A 17,354-nucleotide genomic window follows, 5' to 3' on the forward strand; every position below is an offset into this window, starting at 1 on the left:
CCAGCCGCCACGTGCTCGTCGTGGAGCCTCTGGGCGAGGGCAATGACACCGGCGGCGTCCGCGGTGCTTGCCGCCGAAGCCGCCGGGGCGCTCTCCGACTCGGCACGCAGCCGGGTGGCCTGCTGCTCTGCGGTCCGGGCGGCCTCCTCGGCGGCCTTCGCCTGCTCGCGGGCCTTGGTCAGCTTCGACTCCGCGTCCGCAACCTGGGTGTTCAGGGCGTTCAGCTTCGCCTGGGCGTCGTTGAGCGCCTTCTGGTCGACCGCGGATCGGGCGGCCGCCTCGGCCCGCTCCGCGTCGGCCTTGGCACGCTCGATGCGCTCGCGCGCCGCCCGCTCAGCGGCATCCGCCTCGGCCTTCGCCTTCGCAGCTCGGTCCGACGCAGCCTTGAAGGCCCGCTCGGCGTCCTGGATCTTCGCCGTGAGCGCCCCGAGCTTCGCGTCGTCACCGGGACGTCCCACCGGCGGCATCGCTTGTGTGGGGCCGTCGCTCCGGACAGCCGGCTGGTTCTTGCTCGCGCGGCAGTCGTTGAGCTGCTTCAGGTAGTCGTCGCGCTGCTCGATGAGCGAACGCATCTCCGCGACGATCTCATCGAGGAAGTCGTCGACGTCCCGCTCCTCGTAACCACGTCGGAACTGCGTGGTCTGGAAGTGCTTGTTCAGCACCTGCTCCGGCGTAAGCGCCATGTGTCACCTCGATACAGATGTAATGGTCAGGGGCCAACTTATCTAACGAACCGGTCACGACCCAAAGCCACATGATGCCACTCGCAGGTGAGGACCCGGTGCAGCCGCGCCCCGCTGGTTTCGTGGCGCGGGCATCGTTGCACAGATCCGTCAGATCCTGCGCTGGGCCGTGTGCGGGACATCCTCAGAAAAAGCTCGGGACGTTGAGCGCGAACGAGGTGAGCAGCATGAGCACGAGGAAGCTGAGGTCGAGGCGCACGCCGCCCAGGGTCGGCGAGGGAATCACCTTGCGCAGCGCCTTGAGTGGCGGATCGGTAACGGTGTAGACCGCCTCAGCCAGCACCAGGACGAGGCCGCTGGGTCGCCAGGAGCGCGAGAGAACCTGCACCCACTCGAGCACGAAACGGGCAATGAGAGCGATGAAGAAGGTGAAGACCACCACGCCGTAGATGGTCCAGATCAGGTCCATGCGCTCAGTGTCCCTGATGAAGTGGCACCGTCAGAAATCGGGTCCTTCCGCCGACCGGCGGCAGGACCCGATGTCGTGAGCGCAGCCGGGTCAGCTCTGGTTGAAGAAGCCACGCGTGGAGGGGGGCTGGACCTCCGGCTCGTCCGCGGCGATCTCGACGTGTGATGGTGAGAGCAAGAACACCTTCGAGGTGACCCGCTCTATGGTGCCGTGGAGGCCGAACACGAGGCCGGCGGCGAAGTCGACGAGTCGCTTGGCGTCCGCATCATCCATGTCGCTGAGGTTCATGATGACCGGCACCTGGTCCCGGAACCACTCGCCGATGTTCTTCGCCTCGTTGTACGTCCGCGGGTGGATCGTGGTGATCCGGTTGAGCGGGTGCACCTCGGGATCGTTCACGACCGCGGCTACGGCACGCTTCGTCGGCAGCGGAGTCACCGCCGCCGTGTGATCGGAATCGGCCTCGAAGCGGTCCTGGTCGTCATAGGCGTCGTAGTCGTCATAGCGATCGTGACGCGGGTCCTCTTCGCTGAGTCCCAGGTACACCATCGTCTTGCGCAGTGCCCCTGCCATGCCCACTCCCAAGCCTCGGATAACCGTTGCCCAAGACGTTACAGAAGTGACGGGCGTGAGCCGAGGATTGCGGTTCCGACACGCAGGTGTGTCGCTCCGTGCCGGATGGCCGCCTCGAGGTCTCCACTCATGCCGGCCGACACCCAGTCGGCGCCGGGATGCTGGGCCCGTATGCCGCTCGCCACTTCCCAAAGGAGGGCGAAGCTGTCGCCGGCGTCGGCTTCGACGGGGGCGATCGCCATGACGCCCTTGAGGACGAGACCCGCCCGGTCGACAACGGCCGCGGCGAGCTTCGGCACGTCTGCTGGGAGCGTTCCGCCGCGACTGGTATCGCCATCGAGGCTGACCTGGATGAGCACCGACAGCGGACGGCCGCGCTCCACCGCGCCCGCCGACAGCCCGCGGAGCAGCTTGGTGCGGTCAACGGAGTGGACGACGTCGGCGTACCCGGCAACGTGGCGAGCCTTGTTGGACTGCAAGCGCCCGACGAAGTGCAGCTCGAGCTGAGCGTCGCCGGGAAGCGCCGTCCGCACCGCCGCGATCTTCGGCCCGGCCTCCTGGTCCTTGTTCTCGCCGATGGCCCGGACACCGAGATCGTGGAGCAGGAGAATGTCGCTGGCCGGGAAGTACTTGGTCACCACCACGAGGGTGATCTCGGCCGGGTCCCGTCCCGCGGACGCGCAGGCGGTGCTGATCCGATGGCGGACCGAGGCGAGTGCGGCCGCCAGCTCGGTCCGGCGCGCGTCGGCCGGCTGCCCCGTCGCCTCGCTCACGCGCCGCGCTCCCCGTGCAGCATGACCACACCAGCGAAGCGGCCGGTGACTCCGTCGCGACGGTACGAGTAGAGCTCCTCGTCCTCGCGCGTGCACCCGGCGACCCGCTCGACGGGCACTCCCAGCCCGGCCAGCTGCTCGATCACTCCGGCCGCCACATCGATCGCGGGAGTGCCGGTCCACGACGTCGTCACGGACGTCGGGGCGACGGTAGCTGCCGCCTGCACCAGATCCTCGGGCACCTCGTAGCACCGACCGCACACGGAGGGGCCGACGATCGCCGAGACCTGATCCGCCCCCAGGGAATGCATGGCGCCGACGGCGCGCGGCACGATTCCGTCGAGCAATCCGGGCCGGCCGGCGTGCACGGCGCCGACGACGCGCGCCTGGACGTCGTGCAGGAGCACCGGGACGCAGTCGGCGACGAGCACGGCCAGAGCCAGCTGTGACGTGGCAGAGACGATCCCATCAACACGGGGCGCGGCGCCGGCCCACGGTCCATGGACCTCGACGACGTCCGTCCCGTGGACCTGGTTCATGAAGAGCAGCCGCTCTCGAGGCACGTGCAGCGAGCCGGCCAGGGCAACGCGGTTCTGCTCGACGGCATCGGGCGAGTCGCCGACGTGGCCGCCGAGGTTGAGGCCGGAGTACGACGACTCTCCGGAAACCGCGGCACGTCCGGTGAACGCCACCTCGATGCCTGGGCCCCCATCGACGCCGGGGATCGTCGATCGCCAGAAGAACACCGACCCAACCTACCTTCCCCGCAGCCCTTGCCAGTCAGTGACGACGCCTGACCATGCCCAACCAGGCCCAACCAAGGGGCCGCACCAAGGCTCGCTTGCGCTGGAAGGGAACTCAGCGGCATACGGCCATGGTGCCTGGGTCACATGAGTGCGGGACCCGGCACTGAGAGCCGGGTCCCGCAGCGGGGTCACTTGAGGAAGTCGGGCACGTCGAGGTCGTCGCTGTCCTCGAACGTGGGCTGACGTGGCGGCTGTTGGGTCGGCAGCTGCTGCGCGTGTCCCGACACCGGCGACACGGTCTGCGGCGGAGGCACGTGGTTGACCGGTTGGTAGGTCTGAGGCTGAGGTTGAACTGGAATGTGAACCGGCTCAGCCTCGGCCGGGGGTGGTGTCGGTTGGTGCGCAGGCGGGGTCGAGACGGACGTCGACGCAACGTGGTGGTTGTTGTTCTGGGCGGGCTGCGGCGGTTGGGGGCGCTGGCCCGTTGCCTGCCCCATCACCTGCCCCAGGGCTCGGTCATCCTGCCGCTTCGTGGGTCCGCCACCGTCGAAACCGGCGGCGATGACGGTCACCCGGACCTCGTCACCGAGCGCATCGTCGATGACGGCGCCGAAGATGATGTTGGCCTCCGGGTGCGCGGCCTCCTGGACCAGGCGTGCGGCCTCGTTGATCTCGAAGAGCCCGAGGTCACTGCCACCCTGCACGGAGAGCAGCACTCCGTGCGCTCCGTCGATGGAGGCCTCGAGCAACGGCGAGCTGATGGCGAGCTCGGCTGCCTGAACGGCCCGGTCCTCGCCGCGGGCGGACCCGATGCCCATGAGAGCCGACCCTGCACCCTGCATGACCGACTTGACGTCGGCGAAGTCGAGGTTGATGAGGCCGGGCGTCGTGATCAGGTCGGTGATGCCCTGGACACCGGAGAGCAGGACCTGGTCGGCGGACCGGAAGGCATCCATCATCGACACGTTGCGGTCGCTGATCGACAGCAGCCGGTCGTTGGGGATGACGATCAGGGTGTCGACGTCCTCGCGCAGCGACGCGATACCGGCCTCGGCCTGGTTGGCCCGGCGGCGGCCCTCGAACGTGAAGGGACGGGTCACGACGCCGATCGTGAGCGCGCCGAGACCACGTGCGATCCGCGCCACGACCGGGGCGCCGCCCGTCCCGGTCCCGCCGCCCTCGCCCGCGGTCACGAAAACCATGTCGGCACCCTTGAGCACCTCCTCGATCTCCTCCGCATGGTCCTCGGCAGCCTTCTTGCCCACCTCGGGATCTGCCCCCGCGCCGAGGCCACGGGTCAGCTCGCGACCGACGTCGAGCTTGACGTCGGCGTCACTCATGAGCAGTGCCTGCGCGTCGGTGTTGATTGCGATGAACTCGACACCCTTGAGGCCGACCTCGATCATGCGGTTGATGGCATTGACCCCACCGCCGCCGATGCCGACGACCTTGATGACGGCCAAGTAGTTCTGCGGTGCTGCTGCCACGGGAGTGGGCCTTCCTGGAGGTGGTGCAAGGTGCTGCCGTGCTGAGTGGTTCCGGGTGCCGGGGCGACTTTCGTGTCGGCGCCGGAACTGGTGTTGACCTGGTGTGGACCGTGCCGCCCGTGCCAAGCCGCTAGCCCTCAAACCTTAAACGTTGACCTAAAGGTTACGGTTTGGTCACGAACCAGTGCCCCGACGGTATGCCGCGGGCGGAGGCGGTTCAACCCACCACGCCGCGTGTCGGCGGGGCGATTGTCACAATGCCAGCGGCCATGGTGCGGGACGGTGCCGGCCGATGCTGCGGTGCTGTCAACGGGTCACCGGCGCCTCGGGAACCGTGACGTCGATGGTGCGACCGGGCTCGGCAATGAGGACAGCCACGAGCTTCGCCTTGACAGCCGCGTCGTCCGGCCCGCCCCAGAGCACGGTCCGTCGGCCGGCCTTCGTGTCCAGGGTGAGCTCCACGCGATCCCCACCGGCCAGGGCCACGTCCGTCACGGCCTCGCGCAGCCCACGGTCGAGCGCGGCAAGGGCGTGGAGGACGGCCTTGACCCCCTCTGGGGTGGGGGCACCGCCCGTCGACGAGACGAGGGGCAGTCCGTCGGGCGCCTCGGCGACGGTCCGGAAGGCGACGCCGTCGTGGTCGTAGAGCTCGAGCGCACCGGACCGGCCGCGGACCACCAGGACGGCGACCCGCGGAGTCACCTCGATGACGACGCTGTGCGGAAGCCGCCGGGCGACCGAGACCTCCACCCAGCGGCGGTCGCGTTCGATCCGATCTGTCACGGCGCCAGTGTCGACGCCCATCAAAGGGCCGCCGAGGGGCACGGCCGCGACCTCCCGCACCACTCGGGCCTCCGACGACCCGACGCCTCTGACGTCGACCCGCTCCGCGAGGAGGAGAGAGCTGAACCACCCGAGCCACACCGCCCCTGCCGCGAGCAGCACCACCAGGGTGGCCACGACGATGATCAGCCACGGCCGACGCCGCGCACGTGCGGCGCGACGCTCGAATCGGCGTCGCGCAGAGGCGATCCCGGTGCGACGCGAGCGGGTCGCCTGCTTCACGGCGGTCCTCCGCCGAGGAGTCGCAGCACCTCCGGCCCGATCATCGTCACGTCGCCGGCGCCGACCGTCAGGACCAGGTCTCCGGGCCGCACCAGCCCGGCCACGACGCCGGGCACCTCCGACCACGAGGCAACGTAGTGAACCTCCGCGTCGGGCCGGGCGCCTGCGACGGCATCGGCGACGAGCTGACCGGAGACGCCCGGCACCGGGTCCTCCCGCGCGGCGTAGACGTCCATGACGACGACGATGTCGGCCGGTGCCAGGCCCTGCCCCAGCTCGGTCGCGAAGTCCTGGGTACGGCTGTAGAGGTGCGGCTGGAAGACCACGATGAGCCGACCGGGCGGCTCGACGAGCCGGACCGCCGTCTCGACGACCGCCGCGACCTTGCCTGCGTTGTGGGCGTAGTCGTCGATGACGACGACGCCACCCACCTCGCCCTCGGCTCGAACCGTCGCCGCGTGCCCGTGAACGACGCGAGGCCCGCAAGCACCCCGGCGGGTTCCTGGCCAAGGCCGTGGACAGCGGCGGCATACGCGGCCACCGCGTCGAGGGCGTTGTGACGGCCCGGGATGCCGAGCCGGAGGCGGTGCTCGACGCCTCCGTCCAGCAGGGTCGCGGCCGACGTGAGGCCGTCCTGGGAGTAGTCGCGCAGGAGCAGGTCGGAGCGGGGGTCGAAGCCGTAGGTGATGATCCTGAGGCCATCGCCTCGGGCGCGCTCTGCCAGGCCCACCGCGCCGGCGTCGTCCGCGCAGGTCACGACGAGACCGCCCGGCCGCACGGTCCGGACGAAGGCGTCGTAGGCGGCCTGCACGACCGTGAAGCTGCCATAGAAGTCGAGGTGGTCGGGCTGGACGTTGGTGACGATGGCGACGTCGGGGCGATAGACGAGGAACGAGCCGTCACTCTCATCCGCCTCGACGACGAAGACGTCGTCCGCCCCCTGGTGCGCGTTGGTCCCGTGCCGGGCGAGTTCGCCGCCGACAGCGAAGGACGGGTCGAGACCGCACCCCTGCAGGGCGACCGCCAACAACGACGTCGTCGTCGTCTTGCCGTTGGCGCCCGCCACCGCGAGCCGGCGTTGTCCGTGCATCAAGCTCGCCAGGGCCTGAGCCCGGTGCAGGATCCGGGCGCCGCGCCCTCGTGCCGCGACCAGCTCGACGTTGTCGTCCCGGATCGACGAGGACATGACGACCGTCGGAGCCCCCACCTGGTGCTCCTCGTCGAAGCCGACCCAGACCGTGGCGCCCTCGCTGCGGAGCGAGGTGAGCACCGGGACGTCCTTGGCATCGCTGCCGGACACCTCGATCCCGCGAGCGAGCATGATGCGCGCAACACCGGACATCCCGGCGCCGCCGATCGCGAGGAAGTGGACCCGTCCGAGCTCGTCAGCCCTCGGGACCTGCGCGGAGAAGTCGAATCTGGCTGCCGCAAAAGGCTGCTCAGCAGTGGGCTGACCGCTCATCGATGCGAGCCCCAGGCCTCGTCGACGAGGTCGGCCAGCGCCTCGTCGGCAGCGCGCTCCCCCAGTCGGGCGGCAGCCTGCGTCATGTGCGCCAGCTGCTCGTCGTCAGTGGCGAGCGGTAGCACGTGCGCCTGCACCCACTCGGGCGTCAGCGCGGCGTCCTCGACCAGGATCCCGCCGCCAGCGGCCACCACCTCGGTGGCGTTGAGCCGCTGCTCTCCGTTGCCGATCGGCAGCGGCACGTAGACGGCGGGCAGGCCGACGGCGGTGAGCTCGCACACCGTGTTGGCACCCGACCGGGCCACCACGAGGCCGGCCGCGGCGTAGGCCAGCTCCATCCGGTCGGCGTAGGGAACGACGCGGTAGGGAGCGCCGCCCTCGGGCACCTCGGGCGTGAAGTCCTTGCCGATCCCGGTGATGTGCAGAACCTGGACGCCGCCCCGGCTCAGTCGCTCGGCGGAGGCCGCGAACGCGTCGTTGAGCCGCTGCGCCCCGAGGGAGCCGCCTGTGACGAGCACCGTGGGCCGGTCGGCCTCCAGCCGGAAGTGCTCAAGGGCCTCGGGCCGGATCGCGGCGCGGTCGAGGTGGGTGATCTCGCGGCGCAGGGGCATCCCGATTCGCCTGGCCCGCGGAAGCCGGGTGCGCGAGAACGTGGTCGCGACGTAGGGGGTCAATCGAGCACCGAGACGGTTGGCGACCCCGGGACGGGCGTTCTGCTCGTGGATGACGATCGGGATCCGGCGCCGTCGGGCCGCGACGTAGGCGGGCGTGCTCACGTAGCCGCCGAACCCGACGACGACCTCGGCCCGGGTATCGTCGATCGCCCGTCCGGCTGCCGCCACCGCCTCCTTGAGCCGGCCCGGCAGCCGCAGCAGGTCAGCACTGGGCCGACGAGGCAGCGGGACCTTGGGCACGTAGCGCAGGTCGAAGCCACGAGCTGGCACCAGCCGTGCCTCGAGGCCGACCTCGGTGCCCAGCGCGGTGACCGTGATGCCCGGGTGTCGGCGCACCAGTGCGTCGGCGAGAGCCAGCAGCGGCGAGACATGGCCGGCGCTGCCTCCCCCGGCGAGCAGGACGGAGGTGGGCGAGGACACGCGGATCACCGGTTTCTGAGACGGGTCGGACGGGAGGGCCGCCGGGAGGGAAGGACGCTGAGCGTCCGCTTGATGACTCCGGGACGGGCGGCGAGCAGGGCGCGGCAGCCTGGCTCGGTGCGCGCGAAGGAGAGCAGCATGCCGAGGGCAAGCAGCGTGGTGACGAGCGAGGAACCCCCGGCGGACACGAGCGGGAGTGGCACGCCGACGACGGGGAACAGCCCGATGACCGAGCCGATGTTGATCATCGCCTGGCCGATGAGCCAGGCCATGATGCCGGCGGAGGCGACCCGGATGAAGCGGTCCTGCGTCCGCGTGACGAGCCGATAGCACGCCCAGGCCAGCACGCCGAAGAGGACGAGGACCAGGAGAGTGCCGGGCAGCCCGAGCTCCTCCCCGATGATGGCGAAGATGAAGTCGTTGTGGGCCTCGGCGAGCCACTTCCACTTCTCCTTGGACCCGCCGAGACCGACGCCCCACCAGCCACCGTCGGCGAGGGCATAGAGCCCGTGGACGGACTGCCCGCACCAGCCGTCCGGGTCGGTTTGGCAGGTCGGGTCCAGCCAGTTGCTGATGCGCGCCGTGCGGTTGCTGCTGGACGTGACGAGGACGACGATGCCGGCGACGATGCCGGCCCCACCGACGACGAAGAGCCGTTTGGGCGCGCCCGCGACGAAGAGGACGGCAACGACGATGAGGCCCATGACGAGCCCCGTCCCGAGGTCGTTCCCTGCGAGCACGAGCGCGAGGACGACCGCGCTGATCGGCAGGACGTAGGGCAGGATGGCGTGGAGCCAGTTGCCGACCAGGCTGCCCTTGTTGGCGAAGATGGCGGCGCCAGTGAGGACGAGGGCGATCTTGGCGAACTCCGACGGCTGGATCTGGATGAACCCGAGGTCCAGCCAGTTGAGGTTGCCCTGGTGCTTGACGCCGAGGCCAGGCACGAAGATGGCCGCCTGGAGCGCCACGGCCCCGATGAGGGACACGCCGGCCAGTCGTCGCCACCACCGCACGGGCCACCGGGCCGCCCACGCCGCCACAGCGGCCCCGAGCACGGCGAAGAACAGCTGCCTCACGAAGTCGCTGTAGAACGCCTTGTCCGCGAGGAGCGCCTCGACGCTCGAGGCGGAGAAGACCATGATGAGGCCGAACACGACGAGTGTCGTCGTGACGCCGAGCAACAGGTAGTACGTGGTGAGCGGCGACTCGAGCTTGCCGAAGTGCAGGAGTGACGGACCGCCGTCAGCCGTCCCGCCCCGCCTCCCGGGCGTGGCACGCTCGGCAGGTTTCTTGACAGGTTGCTTCGCGGGTCGGTGCGGCGGTCTGATGCCGGCGCCCGCTCCTCGTCGGCCAGTGGTCACCGAGCTCACAGCTCGCCACCGCGCCCCTCCACGTGCCGCCGGACGGCCTCCTCGAAGGCGTTGCCACGCGCGCTGTAGTTGGTGAACATGTCCATCGACGCGGCGGCCGGCGCGAGCAGGACCACGTCGCCGGGCTGCGCGAGGCGCGCGGCATGAGCGACGACGAGATCCATGACCCCAGTGTCCGTGTCGGGGACGTCCACGACCGGCACATCCGGTGCGTGTCGGGACAGTGCCTCGGCGAGCTTGGCCCGGTCCGCGCCGATGAGCACCACGCCGCGCAGCCGCGAGGCGACCTCCTCGACGAGGCTGTCGACGTCGGCGCCCTTGAGCAGCCCACCCGCGATCCAGATGACGCTGTCGAATGACGTCAGGGCCGCAGCGGCGGCGTGCGCGTTGGTCGCCTTGGAGTCGTTGACCCACCGCACCCCGTGCACCGTGGCGATCTCTGCGATGCGGTGCGGGTCGGGCCGGAAGGCCCGCAGCCCGTCACGCACCGCGATCGGTCCCACGCCGTAGGCGCGGGCGAGGGCCGCCGCGGCCAGCGCGTTGGCGAGGTAGTGGGGTGCCACCGACGGTGCGTCGCCGCGCAGGTCGTCCATGGTGCACAGCTCCGCCGCCGCGTGCTGTCGCTGCTCGACGAAGGCTCGATCGGCGAGCACGTCGTCGACGACCCCGATCATGGACGGAGCCGGGATCCCTGTCGTGAAGCCGATGGCCCGGCAGCCCTCGACGACCTCGGCCTCCATGACGAGCTGCTCGGTCTGGATGTCGGCGACGTTGTAGACGCAGGCGAGATGGGTGTTGTCGTAGATCTTCCCCTTCGCTCGCAGGTACTCGGCGTATGAGCCGTGCCAGTCGAGATGGTCGGGGGCGACGTTGAGCACCGCGGACGCAACGGCGGAGACCGATCGCTGCCAGTGCAGCTGGAAGCTGGACAGCTCGACCGCGAGCACGTCGTAGGGCTCGGGGTGCAGGACGGCCTCGAGGATCGGCGTGCCGACGTTGCCGGCCGACGTCGCACGCAAGCCGGACGACCGCAGGATCGAGGCGAGCATGTTGACGGTCGTCGTCTTGCCGTTCGTGCCGGTGACCGTGAGCCAAGGAGCCGCGCCCTCGAGGGGGCGCATGCGCCAGGCCAGCTCGACCTCACCCCAGATCGGCACCCCACGCGTGGTTGCCGAGAGCATCAGGGCGTCGTGCGGCGGCACGCCGGGTGAGGTGACGACGAGCTCGGTGTCCTCGGGAGGCTCGCTCAGGTGCTCCGGGCCGAGTCGGACCTCGACGCCCAGGATGTCGAGGATGGCGGCCCGCTCGGTGATCACGTCCGTGACGTCACGGGACACGGCAGTGACCGCTGCTCCGCGCTCGGCGAGCGCGTCGGCGGCCGCGAACCCGGACACGCCGAGACCGACGACGAGAACGCGCAGGCCGGACCAGTCGGCGTCCCTGTGTGTGAGCCCCGGCCGGGGCTCGTAGGCGGGATCGAAGATCATTGCGTCCCCACCACCCACTCCGCGTAGAAGATGCCGAGCCCCAGGGCCACGAACAGGCCCGCGATGATCCAGAACCGGACGACGACGGTGACCTCATGCCAGCCCACCATCTCGAAATGATGGTGCAAGGGAGCCATCCGCAACACCCGTTTGCCGGTCGTCTTGAACGAGATCACCTGGGCCATCACCGACAGCACCTCGAGGACGAAGAGGCCGCCGAGGATGATGATGAGCAGCTGCGTGCGGGTCGTGATGGCGAGGCCGGCCAGGGCTCCGCCGAGGGCGAGCGAGCCCGTGTCGCCCATGAAGATCTTGGCGGGCGTCGCGTTCCACCACAGGAAGCCGAAGCACGCTCCCATGCCCGCGGCGGCCACGAGCGCGAGATCGTGGGAGTCACGCACCTCGTAACACTTGATGCCCGGGTTGGTCTGGCAGTTCTGGTTGAAGGTCCAGAGGCTGATGAGCACGTAGGCACCGAACACCATCGTCGAGACCCCGGTGGCGAGGCCGTCGAGGCCGTCGGTGAGGTTCACGCCGTTGGATGTGCCGGCGATCATGAGGTTGGCCCAGATGACGAACAGGATCATCCCGACCAGCGTGCCCGCGAAGGCGAGGTTGATGTTCGTGTCGCGCACGAAGGAGATGAACGGCGAGGCAGGCGTCCGGTACTGCTCGTTGGGGAACTGCAGCGCCAGAACCGCGAAGATGACACCGACGAGGGTCTGGCCGAAGAGCTTCTCCCGCGATCGCAGCCCGAGGCTGCGCTGCTTGGAGATCTTGATGAAGTCGTCGAGGAAGCCGACGATGCCAAGACCAGTCATGAGGAAGAGGACGAGCACGCCGCTCGCAGTGAGCGGCGTGAGCGTCACCAGGTGTGCCGCTGCGTACGCGCCGAGGGTGGCGGCGAGGATGACCGCCCCTCCCATCGTCGGGGTGCCGCGCTTGGTGTGATGCGTGGTCGGGCCGTCGTCGCGGACGAACTGGCCGTAGCCCCGTCGGACGAGGAACTTGATGAACAGTGGGGTGCCCAGGAGGGAGAAGAGCAATGAGAAGGCGGCCGCCGCAAGGACACCCTTCACGGCGCCACCGTCCTCTCGTTGCCATCGGCCCACTCGCCGGTGCCGGCGAGCCGGTCACCGAGCCACCGTAGCCCGCTGTCGCGGCTCGACTTGAGCAGGACGACGTCGCCGGGCTGAAGTCGTGCCTCGAGGAACTCGTGGGCCGCGTCGACGTTCGGAAGCCACTCGCCGGCGCCGTAGGCCCTCGCCCCGTCGCCGACGGCCACGACGTGGTCGACACCCAGCCCGGCGGCATACGACCCGATGGCGGCGTGCTCACGGTCACCGTCCGGACCGAGCTCGAGCATCTGGCCGAGGATGGCCCAGCGCGCTCCCGACGTCGCGATGGCGGCGAGCGCGTCGAGCGCCGCGCGCATCGAGTCCGGGTTGGCGTTGTACGCGTCGTTGACGACGACGACGCCGTCCGGACGTTCAGTGATCTCCATCCGCCAGCGACTCATCGGCGTCGCTGCCGAGAGCGCCGCCGCCACCCGGTCGAGCGGCATCCCGAGCTCCAACGCTGCCGCCGCCACGGCAAGTGAGTTGGCGACATGGTGGACACCACTGAGCTGCAGGGACACTCGCGTGCGCCCCTGCGGGGCGACGAGGTCGTATGCCGCTCTGCCCCACGTGTCGACGGCCACGTCCTCCGCACGCACCTCCGCCTCAGGCGAGCGGCCGACGAACTGGACGCGCGACTGCAGGCCCCCCGCCATCGCGGCGACCAGGGGATCGTCGGCGTTGAGGATGGACAGGCCCTCCGGTGGCACCGCCTTGGGCAGCTCGGACTTCGCGAGTGCGATGTTGGCGCGGGAGCCGAACTCGCCCACGTGGGCGGTGCCGACGTTGAGGACGATCGCGACCTGCGGAGGGGCGATGTGGGTGAGGTACTCGAGGTGGCCGATCCCCCGGGCCCCCATCTCGACAACGAGGTAGCGCGTCGCCGGCGTGATGCGGCACACGGTGAGCGGCACTCCGATCTCACCGTTGAGCGAGTTGATCGGAGCCACCGTCTCCCCTGCGGTGGACAGGACGGAGGCGAGCAGGTCCTTGGTCGTCGTCTTGCCGGAGGAGCCGGTGATGCCGACGACCCGCAGGCCGGGCGCCCGGTCGAGCACGCCGCGCGCGAGCCGCCCGAACGCCGTCTGGACGTCGTCGACGGCGATGGTGGGCACGCCCCCGATGGGCCGTGAGCCGAGCACCGCCACGGCCCCGGCCGCCACGGCGGCGGGGGCGTAGTCGTGACCGTCGGCGAACTCGCCGACCCGGGCGACGTAGAGGCTGCCCGGTCCGCACTCCCGGGAGTCGGTGGTCACGACCCCGTCGATGATGACGGCGGCCGGGTCGTCGCAGCCGTGAACCTCGCCCCCCGTGACCTCGATGAGGTCCGCCAGGCTGATGGGGATCACCGGGTTCCTCCCGCCACGGCTGCGCTGAGCGCCGATCGCACGGCGTCTCGGTCGTCGAACGGGTGCTTCACCCCGTGGATCTCCTGTCCCTTCTCGTGGCCCTTGCCGAGGACGACGACGGTGTCCACCGCCCCGGAGCCGCTTGAGTTGCTTGAGTCGCTTGAGTCGCTTGGGTCATGGACGGCCATCGCAACCGCCTCGTTGATGGCCTGGGTCCTGCGCCCACCGTCGAGCACCTCGGTCGCCCTCGCACCGCCCTCGCGGACGGCCCGCCGGGCACCGGCCAGGACGGCCTCTCGAATCGCCGCCGGATCCTCCGAGCGCGGGTTGTCGTCGGTCACGATGACGACGTCCGCTCGCCTCCCCGCTGCCATTCCCATGGCCTCTCGTTTGCTGCGGTCCCGGTCACCGCCGGCACCGAGGACGGCGATGAGCCGACCGCGGGTCGAGGGCCGCAGTGCAGTCAGGGCAGCGTCGATGGCGTCAGGCGTATGGGCGAAGTCGACGATGCAGCGCGGCTGGCCCCCGCCACCGGCCACCACGACCTCCATCCGGCCTGGCACCACAGGAGGCACGGCCAGGGCTGCCTCGACGCGGTGCGGGGCGAACCCGAGGCGGATCAGCGTCACGGCCGCGATCGCGGTGTTGGCGATGTTGAAGGATCCCGGCAGATGCGACACCAGGTCGAGCGAGACGTCCCCCGTCCGGTTGCGCAGTCGGAACCCGCCGCCCTGCGCCGCGTCCGGCTGTGCGTCGGCTGGCCCTGCGTCTGGCCGGGCAGCGACCGCCCAGTCTGCGTCGGTGCGGTCAGAACCGTCAATGCTGTCACCGCCGGTGGTTGTCAGTGTGGTCACGGGCACCGTGGCTCGCTCGACCAGGCGGTGCCCCCAGTGGTCGTCGACGCACACGACTCCTGCGCGGCAGCGCTCGGGCGTGAAGAGGCCGGCCTTCGCGTCGAAGTAGTCGTCCATCGAGTGGTGGTAGTCCAGGTGGTCCTGCGAGAGGTTGGTGAACAGGGCGACGTCGTAGACGACGCCGTCGACCCGGTGCTGGTGCAGCGCATGGCTCGACACCTCCATGACGCACGTGTCCGCTCCCCGCTCCCTCATCACCGCGAGAAAGGCATGGAGATCGGGCGATTCGGGGGTGGTGTAGGCGGAGTCCAGGCGCTCCTCGCCGATGCGCGTCTCGACGGTGCCGATGAGCCCGGTCCGGTGGCCGAGCGCCCGTAGGGCCGACTCCAGCAGGTAGGCCGTCGTCGTCTTGCCGTTGGTGCCGGTGATCCCGATCATCGTCAGGTCCGACCCCGGGTCGCCATAGACGGTCGCGGCGATGCGACCGAGGCGGGCTCGCGGACTGTCGCTGACGAGGACCGGGACGCCGGGCGGCCCGTGCTCCTCGATCGTGGCCGCCCCTGCGTGGTCGGTGATCACGGCGACGGCGCCCAGGCGTACGGCATCAGCCACGAACCGTGCCCCATGGACGTGCTGCCCCGGAAGGGCGGCATAGAGGTCACCCGGCCGGACGGCCCGGCTGTCCAGCGAGACGCCCGTGACGGTGAGGTCCGGAGGGACGTCAGTGGCACCACGGACGCCGCCACTGCGCTCGGCGAGGACGCGCAGGGACACGCCCGACGTCGAGGGTCGGATCAGGTCAGGTGACACGTCAGCCCAACTTACAGGCCGTCCCGGCGAGCCCGGGCGTCGCTCAGCACGTCGGGGTCGTTCGGCGAGAGGCTCTTCTCCGCCCACACGTGGTACTTGAGGTCCGAGGGCGTGCTCCACGGCGTGTTCTCCCGCTCGAGGAGATAGGTCATCACCTGGTTGAACACCGGACCGGCCAGGGCCCCACCGAACATCCCGGCCTGCGGTTTGTGGATGAACACGGCGACGACATACTTTGGCTTCTCGGCCGGGGCGTAGCCGATGAACGACGCGGTGAAGCCGTTGTAGCGGCCCAGCTTCTCGTCGTAGCGATCGGCCGTACCCGTCTTCCCGGCCACGCGGTAACCCTCGATGCGGGCGTCGGAAGCGGTCCCGTTCTCGCCCGTGACCTCCTCGAGCATCCGGCTCAGCTCGGTTGCCGTGCGCTCCGACACGATGCGGGTGCCCTGCCCCGACGGGGCCGGCACGTACGTGCCGCTGTCGTTGTACGTGCCCTCGACCAGGGACAGCGGCATCCGGATGCCCCCGTTGGCCACGGTTGCGAACACGCTGGCCGCCTGGACCGCCGTGAGGGCGTATCCCTGGCCGAAGAGCACGGTGTACCGCTGCGGTGCGTTCCAGTCGCTCGCCTTCGCGAGCTCGCCGCTCGACTCGCCGGCGAAGCCGACCTCGGTCTTCTGGCCGACGCCGAACTTCCGGTACATCTGCTCCATCGCGGCCGGCTGCACTCGCTCTCCGACGAGGATCGTGCCGAGGTTCGACGACTTGGCGATGACGCCGGTTGCCGTCAGCTGCTCGGTGCCGTGGTTCTCGTGGTCCTTGAACTTCATCCCCGCCCGGGGCAGCCGATTCGGGACGATGACGCCCGTGTCGGGCGTCACCACGCCGTGCTCCAGCGCCGCAGCCATCGTCATGAGCTTCCCGGTCGATCCGGGCTCGAAGGCGTCCTCGAAGGCGTGGTTGCGCAGGGCCGCCGTGGAGGCCGACGACAGGTCATTTGGATCGAACGTCGGGTAGCTGGCGGCAGCGCGGATCTTGCCTGTCGCCAGCTCGAGGACAATCGCCGTGCCCGTCTCGGCCTTGACAGCCGTCACCTGCTTGGCGAGCGCGTTCTGCGCGTACCACTGAATATCGGAGTCGATGGTGAGCCTGACGTTTCGGCCATCCACCGCTGGTTGGTCGACCCGCTGAGAGCCGGGGATGACGGCGCCGTTCTGCGCCCGCTCTGCGACCGTCGTGCCTGACCTGCCGGCCAGCGTCCCATCGAGCATGAGCTCGACGCCGCCACCTGCCGTCTGGTCCGCCGCGTTGACGTAGCCGACGAGCTGGCCCAGCGCCATCGAGGTCGGATAGAGGCGCTTCGCCGTGCGTTCTGCCGCGATGCCGGGGACGCCGAGGGCCTGGATCTGTCGCCAGTCGCTCGGAGTGACGTCCTTCTTGACGATGACGTATCGGGTGTTCGGCTTGGTGAAGAGCGTGGTGAGGCGGGCGACGTCGAGGCCCAGCTTCGGTGCCAGGTCCGCCGCCGCCTGGTGGACGCCCTGCCACCCGCACTCCCCCTGCACCTTGACGTAGCACTGGATCGCCACCGGGTCGGCGGCGATGGTGAAGCGCTCGACGCTGTCGGCCAGGACCTGGCCGTTCGTGTCGAGGATCTGGCCCCGCATCGCCGGTGTGTGCAGCTTGATCAGGCGCTTGGACAGCGCGGCGGCCTGCGTGGCCGAGGCGTCGAAGGCCTGGATGCGCAGCAGCTGTGCGGCGAAGACGCTGAAGAGGAAGAGCGCAGCGATGAACATGAACCGTGCGCGGCCCCGCGGATTGGCCACGGCGATGCGCAGTCGGCGCTGCCGCCGCGGTCCGCGAGGCGAGGCCCCACGCTTTGGCGCGGGGCCCCGACCGCGAGGACTCGGGGTCGAGGGACGCGCCGTCTCCTGGCGATCCCGGGTGCGCTGTTCAGTGCTGCGCTGCGACGGGCTCGCGCGACGCGGGGTACCGCGTCCCTGCGCTTGGCGGG

14 protein-coding genes and 1 pseudogene are annotated in these 17,354 nt (G+C 70.1%); all 15 read right to left on the minus strand.

Annotation, left to right across the window (positions count from 1 at the left end; all coding sequences use genetic code 11):
- Positions 1-683, minus strand: a 683-nt coding sequence (locus VIR15_RS05805) for a DivIVA domain-containing protein (protein WP_331926530.1), incomplete at its 3' end; no start/stop codon positions are given.
- Between the two features lie 184 nt (positions 684-867).
- Positions 868-1,152, minus strand: coding sequence for a YggT family protein (locus VIR15_RS05810; protein ID WP_331926531.1), 285 nt, complete (start codon positions 1,150-1,152; stop codon positions 868-870).
- 90 nt (positions 1,153-1,242) lie between these two features.
- Entirely contained in the window at positions 1,243-1,725 is a 483-nt protein-coding gene (locus VIR15_RS05815) for a cell division protein SepF (RefSeq protein ID WP_331926532.1), read from the minus strand.
- A gap of 38 nt (positions 1,726-1,763) precedes the next feature.
- Positions 1,764-2,498 carry a YggS family pyridoxal phosphate-dependent enzyme gene (locus VIR15_RS05820; RefSeq protein ID WP_331926533.1) on the minus strand — a complete coding sequence of 245 codons (735 nt, stop codon included), beginning with the start codon at positions 2,496-2,498 and terminating at the stop codon, positions 1,764-1,766.
- On the minus strand, positions 2,495-3,244 hold the full coding sequence (gene pgeF, locus VIR15_RS05825; protein WP_331926534.1) for a peptidoglycan editing factor PgeF: 750 nt from the start codon (positions 3,242-3,244) through the stop codon (positions 2,495-2,497). The genes VIR15_RS05820 and pgeF overlap by 4 nt, the downstream gene beginning before the upstream one ends.
- A gap of 188 nt (positions 3,245-3,432) precedes the next feature.
- Complete coding sequence (gene ftsZ / locus VIR15_RS05830) at positions 3,433-4,731, minus strand: cell division protein FtsZ (RefSeq protein WP_331926535.1); 1,299 nt, start codon at positions 4,729-4,731, stop codon at positions 3,433-3,435.
- 306 nt (positions 4,732-5,037) lie between these two features.
- Positions 5,038-5,796 (minus strand): cell division protein FtsQ/DivIB, encoded by a 759-nt coding sequence (locus VIR15_RS05835; RefSeq protein WP_331926536.1) that lies wholly within the window; start codon positions 5,794-5,796, stop codon positions 5,038-5,040.
- Positions 5,793-7,258: pseudogene (murC, locus tag VIR15_RS05840) on the minus strand (UDP-N-acetylmuramate--L-alanine ligase). The gene VIR15_RS05835 and the pseudogene murC overlap by 4 nt, the downstream one beginning before the upstream one ends.
- Entirely contained in the window at positions 7,255-8,361 is a 1,107-nt protein-coding gene (gene murG / locus VIR15_RS05845; protein ID WP_331926537.1) for an undecaprenyldiphospho-muramoylpentapeptide beta-N-acetylglucosaminyltransferase, read from the minus strand. Before murG ends, murC begins: the two are co-directional and overlap by 4 nt.
- Positions 8,358-9,713, minus strand: a complete 1,356-nt coding sequence (gene ftsW, locus VIR15_RS05850; protein WP_331926538.1) for a putative lipid II flippase FtsW — start codon at positions 9,711-9,713, stop codon at positions 8,358-8,360. Before ftsW ends, murG begins: the two co-directional genes overlap by 4 nt.
- Positions 9,714-9,718: 5 nt before the next feature.
- Positions 9,719-11,209, minus strand: a complete 1,491-nt coding sequence (murD, locus tag VIR15_RS05855; protein ID WP_331926539.1) for a UDP-N-acetylmuramoyl-L-alanine--D-glutamate ligase — start codon at positions 11,207-11,209, stop codon at positions 9,719-9,721.
- Positions 11,206-12,288: a phospho-N-acetylmuramoyl-pentapeptide-transferase gene (gene mraY / locus VIR15_RS05860; RefSeq protein ID WP_331926540.1), complete on the minus strand. Its 1,083-nt coding sequence runs from the start codon at positions 12,286-12,288 to the stop codon at positions 11,206-11,208. The genes murD and mraY overlap by 4 nt, the downstream gene beginning before the upstream one ends.
- Positions 12,285-13,676: a UDP-N-acetylmuramoyl-tripeptide--D-alanyl-D-alanine ligase gene (locus VIR15_RS05865; protein WP_331926541.1), complete on the minus strand. Its 1,392-nt coding sequence runs from the start codon at positions 13,674-13,676 to the stop codon at positions 12,285-12,287. The genes mraY and VIR15_RS05865 overlap by 4 nt, the downstream gene beginning before the upstream one ends.
- Positions 13,673-15,340 carry a UDP-N-acetylmuramoyl-L-alanyl-D-glutamate--2,6-diaminopimelate ligase gene (locus VIR15_RS05870; RefSeq protein ID WP_331926542.1) on the minus strand — a complete coding sequence of 556 codons (1,668 nt, stop codon included), beginning with the start codon at positions 15,338-15,340 and terminating at the stop codon, positions 13,673-13,675. Before VIR15_RS05870 ends, VIR15_RS05865 begins: the two co-directional genes overlap by 4 nt.
- A gap of 11 nt (positions 15,341-15,351) precedes the next feature.
- On the minus strand, positions 15,352-17,166 hold the full coding sequence (locus VIR15_RS05875) for a peptidoglycan D,D-transpeptidase FtsI family protein (protein ID WP_331926543.1): 1,815 nt from the start codon (positions 17,164-17,166) through the stop codon (positions 15,352-15,354).
- Positions 17,167-17,354 lie beyond the last annotated feature (188 nt).

It is taken from the genome of Intrasporangium sp. (assembly GCF_036566125.1).
Classification (GTDB): Bacteria; Actinomycetota; Actinomycetes; order Actinomycetales; family Dermatophilaceae; genus Intrasporangium.

What these genes read in the sequence shown, in the direction of transcription:
- VIR15_RS05810 (WP_331926531.1), bottom strand. Translation starts at nt 1,152, where the DNA reads ATGGACCTGATCTGGACCATCTACGGCGTGGTGGTCTTCACCTTCTTC.
- VIR15_RS05815 (WP_331926532.1), bottom strand. Translation starts at nt 1,725, where the DNA reads ATGGCAGGGGCACTGCGCAAGACGATGGTGTACCTGGGACTCAGCGAA.
- murD (WP_331926539.1), bottom strand. Translation starts at nt 11,209, where the DNA reads ATGATCTTCGATCCCGCCTACGAGCCCCGGCCGGGGCTCACACACAGG.